Origin of the sequence: Devosia epidermidihirudinis, assembly GCF_000971295.1 — a bacterium.
Lineage (GTDB): Bacteria > Pseudomonadota > Alphaproteobacteria > Rhizobiales > Devosiaceae > Devosia > Devosia epidermidihirudinis.
Genome location: NZ_LANJ01000011.1, coordinates 595,230 through 611,926, shown reverse-complemented (window position 1 = coordinate 611,926; position 16,697 = coordinate 595,230). Strand labels below are relative to the sequence as shown.

At 61.8% G+C, this 16,697-nt stretch carries 14 protein-coding genes; 10 read left to right on the top strand and 4 right to left on the bottom strand.

Features of this window, described 5'->3' with window-relative positions:
• A complete protein-coding gene (locus WH87_RS06170; RefSeq protein WP_046138048.1) occupies nt 1–2,382 on the bottom strand; it encodes a PIG-L family deacetylase in 2,382 nt (793 codons plus the stop codon).
• 25 nt (nt 2,383–2,407) lie between these two features.
• Entirely contained in the window at nt 2,408–3,634 is a 1,227-nt protein-coding gene (locus WH87_RS06165) for an ROK family transcriptional regulator (RefSeq protein ID WP_156458124.1), read from the bottom strand.
• 203 nt (nt 3,635–3,837) lie between these two features.
• On the opposite strand from WH87_RS06165, the gene WH87_RS06160 reads away from it, so the two are divergent.
• The 10 genes from WH87_RS06160 (at nt 3,838) to WH87_RS06115 (ending at nt 13,647) form a co-directional block, all read left to right on the top strand.
• Nucleotides 3,838–5,079: an extracellular solute-binding protein gene (locus WH87_RS06160; protein WP_046138049.1), complete on the top strand. Its 1,242-nt coding sequence runs from the start codon at nt 3,838–3,840 to the stop codon at nt 5,077–5,079.
• 69 nt (nt 5,080–5,148) lie between these two features.
• Entirely contained in the window at nt 5,149–6,081 is a 933-nt protein-coding gene (locus WH87_RS06155; RefSeq protein WP_046138050.1) for a carbohydrate ABC transporter permease, read from the top strand.
• 5 nt (nt 6,082–6,086) lie between these two features.
• Nucleotides 6,087–6,932 (top strand): carbohydrate ABC transporter permease, encoded by an 846-nt coding sequence (locus WH87_RS06150; protein ID WP_046138580.1) that lies wholly within the window; start codon nt 6,087–6,089, stop codon nt 6,930–6,932.
• 3 nt (nt 6,933–6,935) lie between these two features.
• The gene (argH, locus tag WH87_RS06145; protein ID WP_046138051.1) at nt 6,936–8,444 is read left to right on the top strand and encodes an argininosuccinate lyase; all 1,509 of its coding nucleotides are present in this window, start codon (nt 6,936–6,938) and stop codon (nt 8,442–8,444) included.
• The gene (locus WH87_RS06140) at nt 8,444–9,511 is read left to right on the top strand and encodes an ABC transporter ATP-binding protein (protein WP_046138052.1); all 1,068 of its coding nucleotides are present in this window, start codon (nt 8,444–8,446) and stop codon (nt 9,509–9,511) included. Before argH ends, WH87_RS06140 begins: the two co-directional genes overlap by 1 nt.
• A complete protein-coding gene (locus WH87_RS06135) occupies nt 9,508–10,413 on the top strand; it encodes a carbohydrate kinase family protein (protein WP_046138053.1) in 906 nt (301 codons plus the stop codon). Before WH87_RS06140 ends, WH87_RS06135 begins: the two co-directional genes overlap by 4 nt.
• A gap of 35 nt (nt 10,414–10,448) precedes the next feature.
• Complete coding sequence (locus tag WH87_RS06130; protein WP_046138054.1) at nt 10,449–11,180, top strand: glucosamine-6-phosphate deaminase; 732 nt, start codon at nt 10,449–10,451, stop codon at nt 11,178–11,180.
• Nucleotides 11,181–11,349: 169 nt separating this feature from the next.
• Nucleotides 11,350–12,528 (top strand): Ppx/GppA phosphatase family protein, encoded by a 1,179-nt coding sequence (locus tag WH87_RS06125; RefSeq protein WP_082092518.1) that lies wholly within the window; start codon nt 11,350–11,352, stop codon nt 12,526–12,528.
• Nucleotides 12,521–13,261, top strand: coding sequence for an RlmE family RNA methyltransferase (locus WH87_RS06120; protein WP_046138056.1), 741 nt, complete (start codon nt 12,521–12,523; stop codon nt 13,259–13,261). Before WH87_RS06125 ends, WH87_RS06120 begins: the two co-directional genes overlap by 8 nt.
• Nucleotides 13,262–13,338: 77 nt before the next feature.
• On the top strand, nt 13,339–13,647 hold the full coding sequence (locus WH87_RS06115) for a hypothetical protein (RefSeq protein ID WP_052726270.1): 309 nt from the start codon (nt 13,339–13,341) through the stop codon (nt 13,645–13,647).
• Here the strand turns inward: WH87_RS06115 and WH87_RS06110 are convergent.
• Nucleotides 13,644–15,023, bottom strand: coding sequence for an MDR family MFS transporter (locus tag WH87_RS06110; RefSeq protein WP_245622308.1), 1,380 nt, complete (start codon nt 15,021–15,023; stop codon nt 13,644–13,646). The two genes, WH87_RS06115 and WH87_RS06110, sit on opposite strands and share 4 nt — an antisense overlap.
• Nucleotides 15,024–15,050: 27 nt before the next feature.
• The gene (locus tag WH87_RS06105; protein ID WP_046138058.1) at nt 15,051–16,451 is read right to left on the bottom strand and encodes an MFS transporter; all 1,401 of its coding nucleotides are present in this window, start codon (nt 16,449–16,451) and stop codon (nt 15,051–15,053) included.
• Nucleotides 16,452–16,697 lie beyond the last annotated feature (246 nt).

Below are 16,697 nucleotides of genomic sequence, written 5' to 3'. Positions count from 1 at the left end.
TCACGCGGGCTGCACCAGATTGGCCAGAATGCGGAACGCGCCCGGCACCAGCTTGTCGAGCTGATGATGCAGCACGAGGGCCGTGTGCGTGTGGCGGCCCTTGCCGACGGGGGCCGAAACCAGCGAGCCACGCAGAGGCTGCTCGTCGGCATCGTTCATGGCCAGCAGCGGCTGGTAGGGCGCGTCCCAATCGGAGGCGAAGTAGAGGCCGCGCTCCTTATCCCAGCCGTCGAAGTCGGCCTGGGTGATGACATTGGGGCCAGTCAGCAGCTTGTGGCCGGGTTCGAGCACGTCGACAGCCGCGTTCGGATTGGTGACGCGCCAACGCAGCGATGGCGAGCCAATCACGAGGCGACGTGGCGGGGTCGAATCGGGTGACCAGCCATCGGTTGGGCGGTGATAGAGCGTCACGAGATGACCACCGGCTTCCACCCAGCGGTGGAGGCGTGGCGTTGCCGCCGCAAGATCGGGGCGAGTGCCGAAGGCGAAGGTGCCAATGACGATAGTGTCGAAGCCCGAGAGATCACCGGCAAGCGCAGCCGCGTCGAGCTCGGTAACATCGGCGCCCATGCGATTGAGCCAGAGGCCAACGCGATCGCTGCCGCCGCCGACATAGCCGATGCGGGATGTGGGCAGGGAGAGGTCGAGCGAGAGGACATCGAGCACCTGGGGCTTCACGAAATGCGTGCGGCCGATATGGGGATAGGCGATGGGCGTGACGGCGTAAGCCTGTGTGCCGTCGATCAGGGCGGGCAGGGTGTGCAGACCTGCGGGCAGACCGGCCGGGATGGAGACGTTGAGGCCACCACCGATTGGGCTGGCCGTGATACCGTCCTGTGGCGCGATGCTGACGCGGTCGAGCGCAGCATCGGTACGGACGCGAACGGCCTTGGTGCTGCCGCCTGCAGAAAGTGGTGCGATCAGCACGTCGGGGTTCAGCTCGACGGATGCGGGGGGAACGATCTGCACCGCTTCTTCGAGATCGACCGGGATACGGATGGTCTGACCCGAGACGGTTGCGGTGAGCGCTACGCTGACAGCGCCATTGCCGCCCAGTGACCAGAAATCGGGCAGATAGGCGTTGGCGATTGGGGCGTCGTTGGCGACCCGAATCGGGATGCGGATGAGCGTGTCGCCGGAGGCGGGACCATCGACGCTGATAGCGCTGATGGTGACGGCCTGAACCGCGATGTCGCTGGCCTGACCCTGCTCGATGGCGACATTGAGCATGCCTTCGCTGCCGGGCGAGAGATTGACTGGCTCGACCCATGCGGTGACGGCCAGACCGGCGGCCAGCGCGAGGGCCGCGTCGATCTCGGATTCCTTGCGCGCGATGCGGTGGGCGAACTGTGCTGATTCTTCTTCGGACAGTACGGCGTCGCGCAGCTTTGCCTTGGCTTCGAGCAGGGCAGGAATGATTGCAGCGCCATGCGGGAAGGCGGCGATGGCGCTGTCGATGGAGCGCTGTGCGTCGCGCAGCGCATTGGCGGCAGTATCACCAACGAGGTCGGCGATCTCGCCCAGCGTGGCGGGCAGCCGTGCGCGAATGTCGTTCTCGGCGCCGCCACCAAGCTTGAGGTTCAGCGGCCAGCTGGTCTGGGGCACGGGGCGCCAGAAGCCCATGTTCTGGCTGGCGTGGCGACCGTGCGAAAACTGGCCGATCATGTCGTAAGACGCGCCCGTGACGGGATCGACTTCGGATGCTGTGACGCTCACCGTGGTGGGGGGCGGTGGCACTTCGTCATCGTAATAGCCATTACCGCCGCCCGACCATGCGGGCAGGTAGTACTTTGCCACCTGCCAGGTGGTGAGGCCTTCGGCGAAGTGCTCGGGATAGGCCGTTGGATCGGCGGCAAGCGCAATAGCTGTCTCTGCCGCCTCGGTCATAGCGCGGTGGTGACCATGCTGGCCAGGTACGTCAAGGAAGGTTGGGATGACGATATCCGGGCGTTCCTGGCGATAGGCGCGCACGAGACGTTCGATGGTGCGATCCTTGCCCCAACGCGCAAGGGTATCTGGACCGGATTTCGAGAAGCCGAAATCGTGCACGGGATCATTGGGGCCGTGACCGAGCCAGACAACGTCGGCGCCCAGTTCGCGTGCGGCTTCTTCCATTTCGCGCGAGCGGACCACGCCCAGCGCACCAGTGCGCTCTGGCCCAAGTGTGTTCTGACCACCTTCGCCGCGTGTCGAGCAGGCAATAATGACGCGCATGCCCATGTTGAAGCTCATCAGCGCCAGCATGCCGCTCTGCTCGTCGTCCGGATGCGCGCCGGTGTTCATCACCGTCAGCGTGGACCTGAGGCGCGAAAGCGCGCGCTGGAGAGCCAACATAGCGGGTTGGGACTGGCGACGACCCAAGCGTTCGCGATTGGTCAACATGGCATTATTCCAGATTACTAAGGGGTCAGGAGGCCGCGCCGGCGGCAGTGCTGAGATGTGGAGAAACGGTTTCAAGGAGCGGCAAGGCCGCGGCCCCAAGGGCTGCGGTCAGCAGGCCGGTCTGGCCGCGCAGAACGCGGTCGCTGCTGCGCTGACGGCGGGTGGCCACCGAGACGGGCAGCGGATTGAGGCTGGCAATAACCGCGTCGAGCACCGAATCGGGCAGGCCGCCGCCAAAAATGATGGCTTCGGGGTCGAAGATGTTTTCGAGCATCAGGACGGTCGGCGCGAGATAGTCGGCGGCGATCCCGATCCACTCGAGCAGCGGCTTACTGCCTTCATCGTGCAGACGTTGAATGTCTTCTACATTAGCGGCGTAGATGCCCGCTAATGCGAGATGTTCGCGCAGGGCAAAAACCGACACGAAGCGCTCAAGTGCTCCGGCAGGGCCAGCGTGTGCCTTACCCTTGCGCGGGACAAGGCCGATATGGCCAATTTCACCAGCGTTGCCGAAGGCGCCACGCATGGGGCGACCATCCTGGACGACACCCAAGCCGAGACCGATGCCGAAATAGAGGTAGCAGAAGTGCCCCATCTGGCGACCGGCGCCGTAAAGGCGCTCGCCAACCGAGGCAGCCGTCGCGTCGTTCTCGACCACGACATGCTCATTGGTGGCTTTGGCAAAGACGGCGGCAACATCAACGCCGGTCCAGCCGGGCAGGGTGGCGGGGCCAACCGAGCTCATGCCTTCAATTTCAAATGGACCCGGCATCACCACGCCAATGCCCAACAGGCGCGACGGACGATCGCCAAGCGTAGCAAGGAGTTGGGTGACCTGCTCGGACACGAGGCCGGGGATCACATCGGGACCAGTCTGCTCAAGCGTGATTCTGGATTGGGCACGCAGGCCGCCGGATAGATCGACCAGAACAGTGACCATATGATCGGCGGCGATTTCAACCCCAGCGGTCAGGGGGCCATCTGGGTTGACGGCAAACTGGATTGGCGGCTGGCCGCGGCCCGAGCGCAAACGGCCCAGTTCAATCAACAGACCTTCGTCGAGCAGCTCTTCGACAATATTGGACACAGCCTGCGGCGTCAGATGCGCGCGGCGAGCAATTTCCGTGCGGCCGAGGTGACCTTGAAGGCGGATCACTTCCAAGACGACGCGGCGATTATGTGCGCGGTTGCGCTCCGGGTTTGACCCGATGGCAACGCGCTGACGCAGCGTGCGCTTGCTCTGACTGTTCAAGATCTGCTGTCTCCCCCAAGGCTAGCCACTACCACGTTTCGCTCGGATCGAAACTAGCCATTGGAGAACATAACTCAAGTAGATTATTTTATTGACAAGAGAGTGTCACATCGCCGACGTTCACGCGCAGAATGGCGAGGTTCGCCCTTCTCGCGAAGAGATAACTGTCGGCAAAAGACCCGATGGTGCAGTGGAGGTATTGCATGTTTTCCAAGGCTAAAATCGCCGGCCTCGCAGCCGGTATCAGCTTCCTGGCGCTGGGTTCGGCCCAGGCTGTCGAAATCGAATATTGGCAGTATGTGTTCGATAGCCGCGTTCAGGCTATGGACCAGCTGATCAAGAATTTTGAAGCAGCCAATCCCGATATCACTGTCAAGCACACGACCTTCCCATATGCTGACTACCAGACGCGCGTTGTTGCCGCTAAGGTCGCAGGGCAGGGTCCTGACGTTGTGCAGCTGTTCTACGGATGGCTCGACAACTTCGTTTCCGGCGAGCTGATCCAGCCGCTTGATCCAGCAGTGTTCCCAACCGCTGAAATCGAATCCGACTTCTTCCCGATCGTTTCGGCAATGAAGCGCGGCGACAGCTACTACGGTCTGCCAACGGCCGTGCGTTCGCTGGCCCTGTTCTACAACAAGGCGCTGTTCGAAGAGGCTGGCATTGCCAACCCACCAAGCAACCTCGAAGAGCTGCTTGCTGCTGCTGAAGCTACCGTTAAGCGCGATGGCGGCGGCAACATCATCTCCGAAGGCATCACCATGGATATGGCGGGCCAGGATCACCATTGGTGGCGCGAAGCTCTGATCCGTCAGAACGGTGGCGTTCCATACGATGCTGAAGGCAATGTTGCGTACAACGACGCCGCTGGCGCAGCTGCTCTGAAGTTCTACACCGATCTGCAGACCGAGCAGAAGGTTGGCCTCGTTGGCTTCATGGATGAAGGTCAGGCCGCGTTCCGCGCTGGTCTTGCTGCCATGACCATCGACGGCACGTTCCGCCTCGGCGCATTCGAATCTAACCCATTCGAATGGGGTGTGGTTGAGCTGCCAGCAGACGCCAACGGCGTGCGCTCGAACTATTCCAGCTACTTCGCTAACGCCATCGGTGCTTCGGCACAGGGCGAAGAGAAGATCGCTGCTGAAAAGTTCCTGGCTTACATCTCCTCGCCAGAAGCGATGGAAGTCTGGCTCGACATCGTTGGCGAGCTGCCAGCACGTCGTGACGTTGCGCTGACCGAGACCAACCTGAATGACCCAATCAAGGGGCCATTCCTGAAGGGTCTGGAATACGCACACACCACCAAGTTCTACGACGAAGCCGCACAGCGCCAGACCGCAATCGACATGGTCAACCGCGTTCTGCTCGAAGGCCAGTCGGTAGAGGACTCGCTCGCACAGGCTGCTGCAGCCGAGCAGGCGATCATCGACGCCGCAACGAAGTAATCAGAACATAAGTTCAACCGGGCGGCGGCAGACAATGCCGCCGCCCGTGCATAATTGGCAGGAGCGAACATGGCGTCGGCGACCGCAAAGCAAGGAGCAGGCTCGACCCGCTTCTGGGACCGCTTGAACATGAGTACCAAGAGGGTAATTTGGGCCTGGACTTTCCTGGCTCTGCCCATCTTGTTTTACGCGGCAATCCGCTTTTATCCGACATTCACGGCATTCTGGCTGTCGCTGACAGACTGGGATCTGTTGCGCCCAGCCAACTTCATCGGCTTCGCCAACTACCAGAAGATGTTCGCGGACCCGGTTTTCTGGAAAGTGTTCCAGAACACATTCCTCTATCTACTCGTCGGTACGCCGGTGAGCCTGATCATCTCGTTCGTGATCGCCTATTATCTCGATCGCGTCCGCTTCATGCACGGCTTCATCCGCGCCCTTTATTTTCTGCCATTCCTCACGACCGCAGCAGCCATGGGCTGGGTGTGGCGCTGGTTCTACCAGCCGCTGCCAATCGGCGTGATCAACGGCTTCCTGAGCACGATCGGTATGGAGCAGCAGCCTTTCCTGCGCTCGACCCTTCAGGCTCTGCCATCCATCCTCGTGCCAGCCATCTGGGCAGGCCTTGGCTTCCAGATCATCATCTTCATGGCCGGTATCCGTGCCATCCCATCCACCTTCTATGAGGCCGCCAAGATTGACGGTCTGGGTGACTGGGCGATCCTGCGCAAGATCACCGTGCCGCTGCTGAAGCCCACCACCGTCTTCCTGGTTGTGTTCAGCTCCATCGGCTTCCTGCGTATTTTCGATCAGGTCTACAACATGACCAGCAATGATCCGGGCGGTCCGCTGAATGCGACCAAGCCGATCGTGCTGATGATCTACCAGACCGCCTTCTCGTCATATCAGATGGGCTACGCCGCCGCGCAGACCGTGGTGCTGTTCACCATCCTGCTCGTTGTCTCCCTGCTGCAACTTTATGTTCTGAGGGAAAAGAAGTGACCGCCATGACCTCTTCCGAACTGGCGGCCAACCGCCGCGACATCCGCCCCGGGCGCATCATCATCTGGACTCTGCTGGTCATCGGCGGACTGATCATGATCACCCCGCTGCTGTTCATGTTCTCGACGTCGCTGAAGACAGCAGGGCAGGTCTATGACCTTCGCCTGATCCCGGCGTCGCCGACCTTCGCCAACTACGTCAAGGTGCTCGGTGACGGGCGCTTCATGCAGTGGTTCTTCAATTCGACCTTCATCGCCGTGACGGTGACTCTGTCCAACGTGTTCTTCGACAGCCTTGTTGGCTACACGCTGGCCAAGTTCGAGTTCCGCGGCCGCTACTTCATCTTCCTGGCTATCCTGTCGACCCTGATGATCCCCACCGAAATGCTGGTGATCCCATGGTACCTGATGAGCAGCCAGCTCGGCTGGATCGACAGCTACTGGGGCATCATGTTCCCCGGCATGATGACAGCCTTCGGCACGTTCCTGATGAAGCAGTTCTTTGAAGGCGTTCCGAACGACTTCCTGGAAGCCGCACGCGTCGATGGGCTGAACGAGTTTACCATCTGGTGGAAGATCGCCATGCCCATGGTGGTGCCTGCCATCTCGGCGCTCGCCATTTTCACGTTCCTCGGCAACTGGACCGCGTTCTTCTGGCCGCTGATCGTCACGACCTCCAAGGAACTCTACACGCTGCCCGTCGGCATCTCGAGCTTCTCGGCTGAATCCTCGATCCAGTGGGAACTCATCATGACCGGTGCTGCCATCGGCACCATCCCGACGCTCGTCGTCTTCCTGCTGCTGCAGCGCTACATCGTCCGTGGCGTGATGCTTGCCGGTCTGAAGGGCTAATCGATGACCGATCCACGTCTCTCCGATACCTCGGTCTTCCCAGACCCGGTCTACAAGGAAACGGTGCTTCGCCCGCTGTTCGACAGCGCCAAGAACCACCATGTCGAAGCCTTCCGGGCGATCGACCGCGCGCATCTGGTGATGCTGAACGAGACTGGCATTCTTGACGCCGACCAGGCGGGCAAGATTGCCGGTGCCCTCGACAGCATCGATGCCGAAGTCGATCCCACGACGCTGGTTTATACCGGCGAAGTGGAGGACTTCTTCTTCCTGATCGAGCGCGAGCTCAAGAAGCGTCTCGGCCCCGATCTGGCCGGGCGCCTGCATACGGCACGGTCGCGCAACGACATCGATCACACCCTGTTCAAGCTGGGCCTCAAGGCCCGCCTGGACGTGCTGATCGACAAGGCGCTGGCGCTGCATGTGGCGCTGATCAATGCAGCCGAACGCGAGAAGGCGACGCTGATCGTTGCCTATACGCACGGCCAGCCGGCTCAGCCATCGACGCTCGGGCACTATCTGTCCGCTGTGACCGAAGTGCTGGCGCGCGATATCGAGCGTCTGTTCGAGGCCTACAGGATTGTCGACCTCTCCCCCATGGGTGCGGCCGCGATCACCACCTCGGGCTTTGCCATTGATCGTGCCCGCGTTGCCGAGCTGCTGGGTTTTGCAGCGCCGCTGCAGAACTCCTACAGCTGCATTGCTGGCGTCGACTACATCACGTCGACGTATGGCGCGATGGAGCTGATGTTCCTCCATCTTGGTCGTCCGATTCAGGATCTCCAGTTCTGGACTAGCTTTGAAGTCGGCCAGATCTATGTGCCGAATGCTCTGGTGCAGATCTCCTCGATCATGCCGCAGAAACGCAATCCGGTGCCGATCGAGCATCTGCGCCACCTCGCCAGTCAGACCTTCGGTCGGGCCCGTGCGATGCTGGACGTGATGCACAATACCCCGTTCACCGACATGAACGACAGCGAAGGCGAAACGCAGGCCATGGGTTACCAGGCCTTCGACAGCGCCTATCGCGTGCTCGATCTGCTGGCGGCGCTGGTTGCCCAGATCAAGGTGGATCCAGCCAAGGTGGCGAACAATATCCGCCGCTCCTGCATCACCATCACCGAGCTGGCCGATAGCCTGGTTCGTCGCGAAGGCCTGTCCTTCCGCGAAGGCCATGAGATCGCAGCATCGGTTGCCAAGGCTGTTGTTGCCGCAGGCGGCGATTTGCAGACCGACGGCTACGCACCGTTCCTCGCGGCATTCGAGCACTCGACCGGCCGCAAGACCACTATCGACCAGACTTTGTTCGCAGAGCTGGTTTCGCCTGAGTACTTCGTTTCGGTGCGCACCCGCTTTGGCGGCCCTGCGCCGGCACCGCTCGATGCGGCAATCGCCGGATACCGCGACAAGGCCGCAGACTTCTCGGCTCGTCACTCAGCCCTCGTGCAGCGCGCAACCGACGCTGCCCACACTCTCAAACAGCGTTTTGAAGAATTGAAGGAAACCGCCTGATGGCAAAGATCGAACTGCAAGGGCTGGTCAAGGAATACGGCAAGTCCCGCGCCGTGCACGGCATCGACCTCACCATTGAGGACGGCGAATTCGTAGTGTTCGTCGGCCCCTCGGGCTGCGGTAAGTCCACCACCCTGCGCATGATCGCCGGGCTCGAGGACATCTCCGGCGGCGTGCTGAAGATCGGCGACGAAGTGGTGAACCAGCGCGAGCCAAAGCAGCGCAACATCGCCATGGTGTTCCAGAACTACGCTATCTACCCGCACATGACTGTGGGCCAGAACATTGGCTTTGGTCTCTATACGTCCAAGCTGTCCAAGGCTGAAAAGCAGAAGCGTATTGCCGAGACCGGCGCAATCCTGGGTCTCGAGAAGCTGCTCGACCGTCGTCCGGCAGCCCTGTCGGGTGGTCAGCGTCAGCGCGTTGCCATTGGTCGCGCCATGGTGCGTGATCCCGTGGCGTTCCTGTTCGACGAGCCATTGTCGAACCTTGACGCTCAGCTGCGTGCGCAGATGCGCATGGAGATCAAGAGCCTGCACCGTCGCCTTGGCACCACCATTGTCTATGTGACGCACGATCAGGTTGAAGCCATGACCATGGCCGATAAGATCGTCGTGATGAAGGATGGCCATATCCTGCAGGTCGGCACGCCAACCGACCTCTATGAGCATCCACTCGACGTGTTCACCGCACGCTTCATCGGCAGCCCGTCGATGAACCTGGTGCCCGCGACCATCGAAGGCGGCACGCTGTCGCTTGCAGATGCCAAATGGGCTGGCGGCGCGCTGCCAAACACCAATGGCAAGGTGCTCGTCGGCGTGCGTCCGCACGATCTCGTCGTCACCGACGATGCCGGGCAGGGTCTGTCGGCCACCGGCACCGTTGTTGCTGTCGAGCCGCTCGGTTCGGAAACTCTGGTTCACCTGCAGCTCGCTGGCGAAACCGTTGTCGCCACCGCACCAGGTCGCGTTGTGCCCGCCATCGGCAGCACAGTGTCGGTCGCCGCAGAAGTGGGCTCGCTCTACCTGTTTGACGCAGCAACCGAAAAGGCGCTGGGCCGGGCATGACTGAAACAAAATCTGGCGGCCGGGCAATGTTGAGCCTCGGCCGCGTCTATTGCGACATGGTGTTCAATGGTTTGGACGCGATGCCGGTGCTTGGGCGTGAGCAATTCGCACAAGACTTCACTATGACACCTGGTGGCGGCGCTCTGATCACGGCAGCACATGCTGCCTCGATCGGTCGCCCGACCGCACTTCTGGCGCGCTACGGGACGGACTCGGTGTCGCGGGCACTCGAAGAGCAAATCGATGTTCTCGGCATCGACCTGCAATTCCTGGATCGCCATCCCGATGCTGGTCCGCAGATCACCGTCGTCATGGTCGATGACAGTGAGCGCGCGTTCCTGTCGCGTCGCGCCGGCGTAGCTCTGCCAAGCACCTTTGAGGCGGCTTTGTCGTGGTCTGAGGCCGAACACCTGCACATCGCCGAATACGCGACGCTGCATGAAATCCCGCATGCCGTCAGCGCAGCCAAGAAGCACGGTCACACCGTGTCGCTCGATCCCAGCTGGGATTCCGAGCTGATCCGCGACCCGATGTTCTTTGAACGCGCGTCAGGCGTCGACGTGTTCCTGCCTAATCTGGAAGAGGCTCGTGCGTTGACGCGTTGCCTCGATGCAGAGGAAGCCCTGGTGCACCTGTCGACACACTTCCCGGTTGTGGCGGTGAAGTGCGGCGGCGACGGCGCATTGCTGGCCATGAACGGCAAGCGGTTCAGTGCAAAGACACCCAAGGTCGATGTTGTGGATACAACTGGCGCAGGCGATGCCTTCAACGCTGGTTTCCTGCATGCTTGGCTGGATGGCGCCGATGGCGATGCCTGCCTTGCGGCTGCTATCGACGTGGGCACCCGTTCGGTTCAGGCAGCTGGCGGCACGGGCAGCATACAGCAACGCGCGGCGAGTTAATCGCCGCGTTCCTTTTCTCGAGCCAAGACAGTGCAATGACCGAACCAATCGTCACCGTTCTGGATGATGCCGCAGCCGTCGCCGCTGCCGTCGCCGAGCATGTTTCTCGCGCAGTTCGGCAGAAGCCGACGCTGACCCTGGGTCTGGCCACCGGCAATACCTTCCGCGATGTCTATAACGAGCTCATCGCCCGCTTTAAGGCTGGTGAGTTCTCGCTGGCTGAGGCCAAGGCCTTCAATCTCGACGAGTATGTCGGCCTGCCACACGGTCATCCGGGTTCCTTTGAAGCCTACATGCAGCACCATCTGTTCGAGCATGTGGACTTCGCGCCGGGCAACGCCCGCCTGCCAGACGTGAGCGCAGGGGACATTGCGGCGGCTTGCGCTGCCTATGAGCAGGCCATCGTCGCTGCTGGTGGCATCGACCTGCAGCTGTTGGGCATTGGTCGCAACGGCCATATCGGGTTCAACGAACCCGGCTCGCCCTTCGACAGCCGTACCCGCGAAGTGCCTCTGACCGAGTCGACCCGCACTGCGAATGCCGTAGATTTCCCACCTGGCGAAATGCCACCGCCGATGTCGGTGACCATGGGGATCGGCACGATCCTTGAAGCTCGTGAAATTGTGCTCGCCGCTACCGGTGCGCACAAGGCGGAAGCCCTTCAGCAGGCCTTCCATGCACCGATCAGCACCGATTGCCCAGCGTCTGCCCTGCAGCGTCACGGTAAGGTCTACATCTATCGCGACCGCGCCTCCCTCGGGGCGTGACGCCGAACCATTCCGGCGCGCGGCGACGCGCCGGAATGGGCCTCCTGCGCCAGATTGCATTGCGCTAACCGCCCCCTTGCTCTACCGTTGCTTTTGACACGCAATAAAAGTGCGTCGGGCGCGACCGGTTAGGCCGGTATTCTGCGACCGCGCACGTCAGGAGACTTCAGTGACCGATTCCGATCGGTCCGCCGCCGCACTTTCGTCTTCGGGCGAAGCGGCGATTCGTGCCCCCGCAGGCGAAAGCCGGTCGGGGCGGGCAAGCGGCCATGGGCCGTCGCCCGGAGCGGATCAGCGGACGCCACCCAGCCCCCGGAAGCATCGCGGCCCCCTTTATGCTGCGCTGGACCTCGGAACCAATAACTGCCGCCTGTTGATTGCTCGCCCTCATGAACACGGTTTCCGCGTCATGGATGGCTTTACCCGCATTGTCCGTCTGGGCGAGGGCGTTTCGGTCACCGGACGCCTGTCTGACGCCGCCATGGAACGCACCATGGATGCGCTGCGCATGTGCCGCAACAAGCTGCGCGAGCATCAACCCGCACGGATGCGCCTGATTGCAACCGAGGCCTGCCGCATTGCCGAAAATGGGCCGGCATTTCTCGACCGCGTCAAGCAAGAGCTTGGTATCGATCTTGAGATCGTGGATCGCCGCACCGAGGCCGAACTGGCCGTGACCGGTTGCGCCGACCTGATCGAGAACACGGCGCAGGGCGCGCTGATGTTCGACATCGGTGGTGGTTCCTCGGAACTGGCCTGGCTCGATTTCCGGGGCGGGCGCCCCAAGTCGCAGGGCCGTATGTCGGCGTCGATCCGCTCGTGGCAGTCGCTGCCCGTGGGCGTGGTGTCGATCGCCGAGAAGTTTGGCGGCATTGACGTGACGCCCGAAGTGTTCGAGGCCATGGTGTCTCATGTCTCCGAGCACCTGCGCCAGTTCCGTGGCCGCGAGAAGCTGCGCCAGATGATTGCCAATCATCCCGTGCATCTGATCGGCACATCCGGCACGGTGACGACGCTGGCGGGGCTGCATCTGGGGCTTGAGCGCTATGAGCGCCAGAAGGTCGATGGATTGTGGATGAAGCGCGCCGAGGTCGATGAGACCATGAAGGTGCTGCTCGCCATGCCATTTGCCCGGCGCGTTGCCCACCCCTGTATCGGCCGCGACCGCGCCGATCTGGTTCTACCTGGCTGTGCCATTTTCGAGGCGATTCGCCGCGAGTGGCCTGCCGAACGTGTGCGCGTGGCCGATCGGGGCTTGCGCGAAGGTATACTAATCTCGCTGATGGATGCCGACCGCGTCCGCAATCGCGCATCGCGCTATCCCTCGCGGAGGACTGCAAATGGTTGATAAGGCTCTAGGCACAGGTGGCCGCAAGTCCGAAAAAGACCTCAAGATCCGGGTGAAATCCGCCAAGGGTCGCAAGGTCAGCTCGACCAAATGGCTCGAGCGCCAGCTCAATGACCCCTATGTCGCCAAAGCGCGTGCGGCGGGCTATCGCTCGCGTGCAGCCTTCAAGATCAAGGAGATGGACGAAAAGCACCATCTCTTCCGCAAGGGCATGCGCGTTGTCGATCTGGGCGCGGCCCCTGGTGGCTGGTCTCAGGTTGCTGCCGCAGCGACCGGTTCAACCGACGCAAATCCATTGATCGTGGGCATCGATTATCTGGAGATGGACCCCATTCCCGGCGTGATCCTGCTGCGCAAGGATTTCACCGACGATGACGCGCCAGCGCAGCTGATTGCTGCCATGGGTGGCAAGAAGGCCGATATCGTGATGTCGGACATGGCCTGGCCAACCACTGGCCATCGCCCGACGGACCACTTGCGCATCGTGCAGCTGATCGAGATCGCAGCGGCGTTTGCGCTCGACGTGCTGACGCCTGGCGGCGTGTTTGTCGCCAAGGTGTTCCAGGGTGGCACCGAACATGAGCTGCTGCACATGCTCAAGCGCCACTTCAAGACGACCTTCCACGCCAAGCCACCATCCAGCCGTGCGGATTCGGCGGAAGCCTATCTGATCGCCAAGGGCTTCAAGGGCACCAACGATACCGAGCCGGGCGAAGGCGAATACGACCGCTAAGCCTGCGACCAGAGGTCATCCTTTCGGAACGCTCCCCAGCGCTATAGCGTTGGTCACGTGAACCGAAAGGAGAAAACATGGCCATCAATCGCAAGACCGAAGACCGCGTACTCGACAAGGATGAACGCGAGCTCGTAGAGGCCGCGCGTCACCCCGCACTTTCCGGTATGGATTCCGAAGGCCTGCGTACGCTTGCGCGCCGTCTTCGTGAACGGCGCGACCGTGCCCGCACCATTGCTGACAAGCAGCGCCGCAATGTGCGCGGCAAGGGCACCTCGGCCGCCAAGTTCGATCAGGCTGACGCGGGCAACCGCCAGAAAGCCGCCCTGTTGCAGGCCGCCATCGCGCGTCTCAACAAGGAATATGCACGGCGCACCGACGCCTAATGCACGCCTTTGGTGAGCTGGTGCCCGGCATTGTTCGGCAGGCGCCAGAATAGCACCGTCGACACAAGACATACGGCCCCAACAACATAGAAGGCCGTGTGGAAGTCGCTGAGGATCAGCTCGCCACCGCCCCGCAGCTTGTGCGTCAATTCGAGCGCACCGCCGCCAACGGCCACGCCCATGGCAAACATCAGCTGGCCCCAGACCTGGCTGATGACATTGGCCTGACCCGCATCCTTGTCCTCGATATCGGCGAAGACAAAGGCGTTTGAGCCAGTCCAGAACACCGATTGCCAATAGCCCACGAAGACCAGCACGGCGAGAATGAGCGGGATGGGCGTTTCCGGCACATAGGTGCCCATGGCGAAAATGCCGAGGGACGAAATTGCCGTGGCCAGCACCAGCGGATATTTGAAACCGAAGCGGGCGAACATCCAGTTCGCCATGAACTTGGCGACCAGCGCGCCGATGGCCCCCGCGAACGTCACCATGCCGGATTCAAACGGCGACATGCCAAAGCCTAGCTGCAGCATCAGCGGGAACAGGAACGGCGTGGCGCCTTGTCCGAGGCGGAAGAACGTCCCGGCGACGACCGACGTGCGAAAGATCGGGAAGCGCAATAGGCGCAGGTCGAGCAGCGGATAGTCGGTGCTGAGCGCATGGCGGACATAGAGCATGCCCAGCGCAATGCCAGCCGCAGCGGTGATGGCGCCATAAATGGGCGGCAGGGCAGGCAGGCTGACCACCGATGTGCCAAAGGCGAAGAGGGCAAAGGCCGCGCCCGCGAGGAAGAAGCCCTTGCGATCAATGCGGCGCGGCGCATTGCGCACCTCATTGGGCAGCACGAGCCCAACGAGAAATATGCCCAGCAGCCCGATCGGCACGTTGATGATGAAAATCCAGTGCCACGAGAAGAACGTGGTGAGGAAGCCGCCGAATGGCGGGCCAACGATGGGCCCGATCAGCGCCGGAATGGTCAGCCATGCCATCGCGTCGACGAGCTTGTGGCGCGGGGTGGCCCGCACCAGCACCAAGCGCGCCACAGGACCCATCATCGCGCCGCCCATGCCCTGCACGAACCGCGCGACGACGAAGGCTGCCAGCGAGTCCGAAAAGGCGCAGGCGATGGAGCCCAGCATAAACACCACCATCGCAACGCGGAACACATTGCGCGCACCAAAGCGGTCGGCCATCCAGCTCGAAATCGGGATGAAAATTGCGAGCGCCACCAGATAGGCGGTCAGCGCCAGCTTGAGGGAAATAGGATCGGTGCCGATATCGGCCGCAATGGCCGCGAGCGAAGTGGCGATCACCGTGGAATCCATGTTTTCCATGAACAGCGCGGTGGCGAGAATCAGGGGTGTACTACGTGACACGGCAAAATCGCCGGGGTTGGTCCCCGGTCACTCCTTGGCTAGGGACGGGACCCGATGGCCCGAAACAAGGCTGCCAGCGTCGGCTGGCAGCCTGAAATAGATGACCCCGGCCGCTGCACTGAGCAGGCCGACGACGATGAATGCAGTTTGAAAATCGCCCAGTTGCAGAGCGCCCCCGTGCAACCGCGTGCTGATCTCGAGCAAGCCACCAGCCACGGCGACACCCAAGGCCACACTCAACTGCTGCGCCACCGCGACGATGGCCGTGGCCTGGCTGGCCTCTTCGTCGGTGATATCTGCATAGCCCAGTGCGTTGCTGCCGGTGAAGAAGACCGAGCGCAAAACGCCGCCAACGAGCAGCACCGACATCATCAGCGGAACCCAGGTGTCGGGGGTAAAGAAACCCTGCGCAGCGATCAGCAGGCCACCCAGCAGTGAGGCCCAGCCAAGCGCCTGAGGAAAGCCAAACCGTCTGTAAACGCTCTGGGCGATGGCCTTGCTGGCAAGCGCGCCAACCGCCGAGATGAAGGTGATCGCGCCGGACTGGAACGGGCTGAGGCCAAACCCGAGCTGCAGCATCAGGGGCAGGAGGAACGGCACTGCACCAACGCCGATGCGGAACAGCGAGGCCGCCGTGATCGAGGTTCTGAACAAGCGGTGCCGCAGCAGGGCAGGGTCGAGCAGGGGATACTTGGTCCGCTTGGCATGCAGCAGATAAAGGGCGCCCGAAGTCACGCCGACGGCCAGTGTCAGATAGCCATAGATGATGGGCAGGGCAGGCAGGCTCATCACCGATAACCCGAAGACCAGCCCTGAAAAGGCTATTGCCGCCAGGACGAACCCGACAAAATCGATCGGGCGCGGATTTCGCTCCTTTGGCACCTTGAGGAAAATGCCGGCGAGGATGATGCCGGCAATGCCGATCGGGATGTTGATCCAGAAAATCCAGTGCCAGCTGAGATAGGTGGTGAGGAACCCGCCGATCAGCGGCCCAGTGACCGGGCCCAATAGTGCCGGCATGGTCAGCCAGGCCATGGCATTGACCAGCTCATTGCGGGGCGTCGATCTCACCAGCAGAAGGCGACCGACCGGGGTCATCATCGATGAGCCGATGCCCTGGAAGAACCGCGAGATCACGAAGGTCTCAAGCGAATAAGAGAACGAACAGGCCAGCGAGCCCAGCATGAAGACAAGGATTGCGAGCCGGAAGATGTTCTTGGCGCCGTAGCGATCCGCCATCCAGCCGCTGATGGGGATGAAAATAGCCAGCGCCACGAAGTAGGCCGTCAGCGCCAGTTTGAGCGCAATCGGTTCCGTCCCGATGTCGGCGGCAATCGCCGGCAGCGAGGTGGCGATGACAGTCGAATCCATCTGTTCCATGAACAGGGCGACCGCCAGGATGAGGGGCGTTACACGGATTGCAAACATGAGACCGGGAATCGAATGCGGCAGTGTGCCGAACGGTCTCGACTATGGACCGCATGGCGGCGGCTGAAAAGCCGAAACGCCCTTCACATTTAGTCGGAATTTGTGCCGCACGAAGCGTTTGTCGGCGTCATCTTGCGCGACGGCTCGCTCGCCTATTCCCTCTCGACATCCTTGTTATGCGTTTGCGCAGCGGCTGTGCCCCTATGCAAGCGGTTTTGGCAGTGCTATTGACCCTCGCCAACCTGA

What these genes read in the sequence shown, in the direction of transcription:
- WH87_RS06170 (WP_046138048.1), bottom strand. Translation starts at nt 2,382, where the DNA reads ATGTTGACCAATCGCGAACGCTTGGGTCGTCGCCAGTCCCAACCCGCT.
- WH87_RS06160 (WP_046138049.1), top strand. Translation starts at nt 3,838, where the DNA reads ATGTTTTCCAAGGCTAAAATCGCCGGCCTCGCAGCCGGTATCAGCTTC.
- WH87_RS06155 (WP_046138050.1), top strand. Translation starts at nt 5,149, where the DNA reads ATGGCGTCGGCGACCGCAAAGCAAGGAGCAGGCTCGACCCGCTTCTGG.
- WH87_RS06150 (WP_046138580.1), top strand. Translation starts at nt 6,087, where the DNA reads ATGACCTCTTCCGAACTGGCGGCCAACCGCCGCGACATCCGCCCCGGG.
- argH (WP_046138051.1), top strand. Translation starts at nt 6,936, where the DNA reads ATGACCGATCCACGTCTCTCCGATACCTCGGTCTTCCCAGACCCGGTC.
- WH87_RS06140 (WP_046138052.1), top strand. Translation starts at nt 8,444, where the DNA reads ATGGCAAAGATCGAACTGCAAGGGCTGGTCAAGGAATACGGCAAGTCC.
- WH87_RS06135 (WP_046138053.1), top strand. Translation starts at nt 9,508, where the DNA reads ATGACTGAAACAAAATCTGGCGGCCGGGCAATGTTGAGCCTCGGCCGC.
- WH87_RS06130 (WP_046138054.1), top strand. Translation starts at nt 10,449, where the DNA reads ATGACCGAACCAATCGTCACCGTTCTGGATGATGCCGCAGCCGTCGCC.
- WH87_RS06120 (WP_046138056.1), top strand. Translation starts at nt 12,521, where the DNA reads ATGGTTGATAAGGCTCTAGGCACAGGTGGCCGCAAGTCCGAAAAAGAC.
- WH87_RS06115 (WP_052726270.1), top strand. Translation starts at nt 13,339, where the DNA reads ATGGCCATCAATCGCAAGACCGAAGACCGCGTACTCGACAAGGATGAA.
- WH87_RS06105 (WP_046138058.1), bottom strand. Translation starts at nt 16,451, where the DNA reads ATGTTTGCAATCCGTGTAACGCCCCTCATCCTGGCGGTCGCCCTGTTC.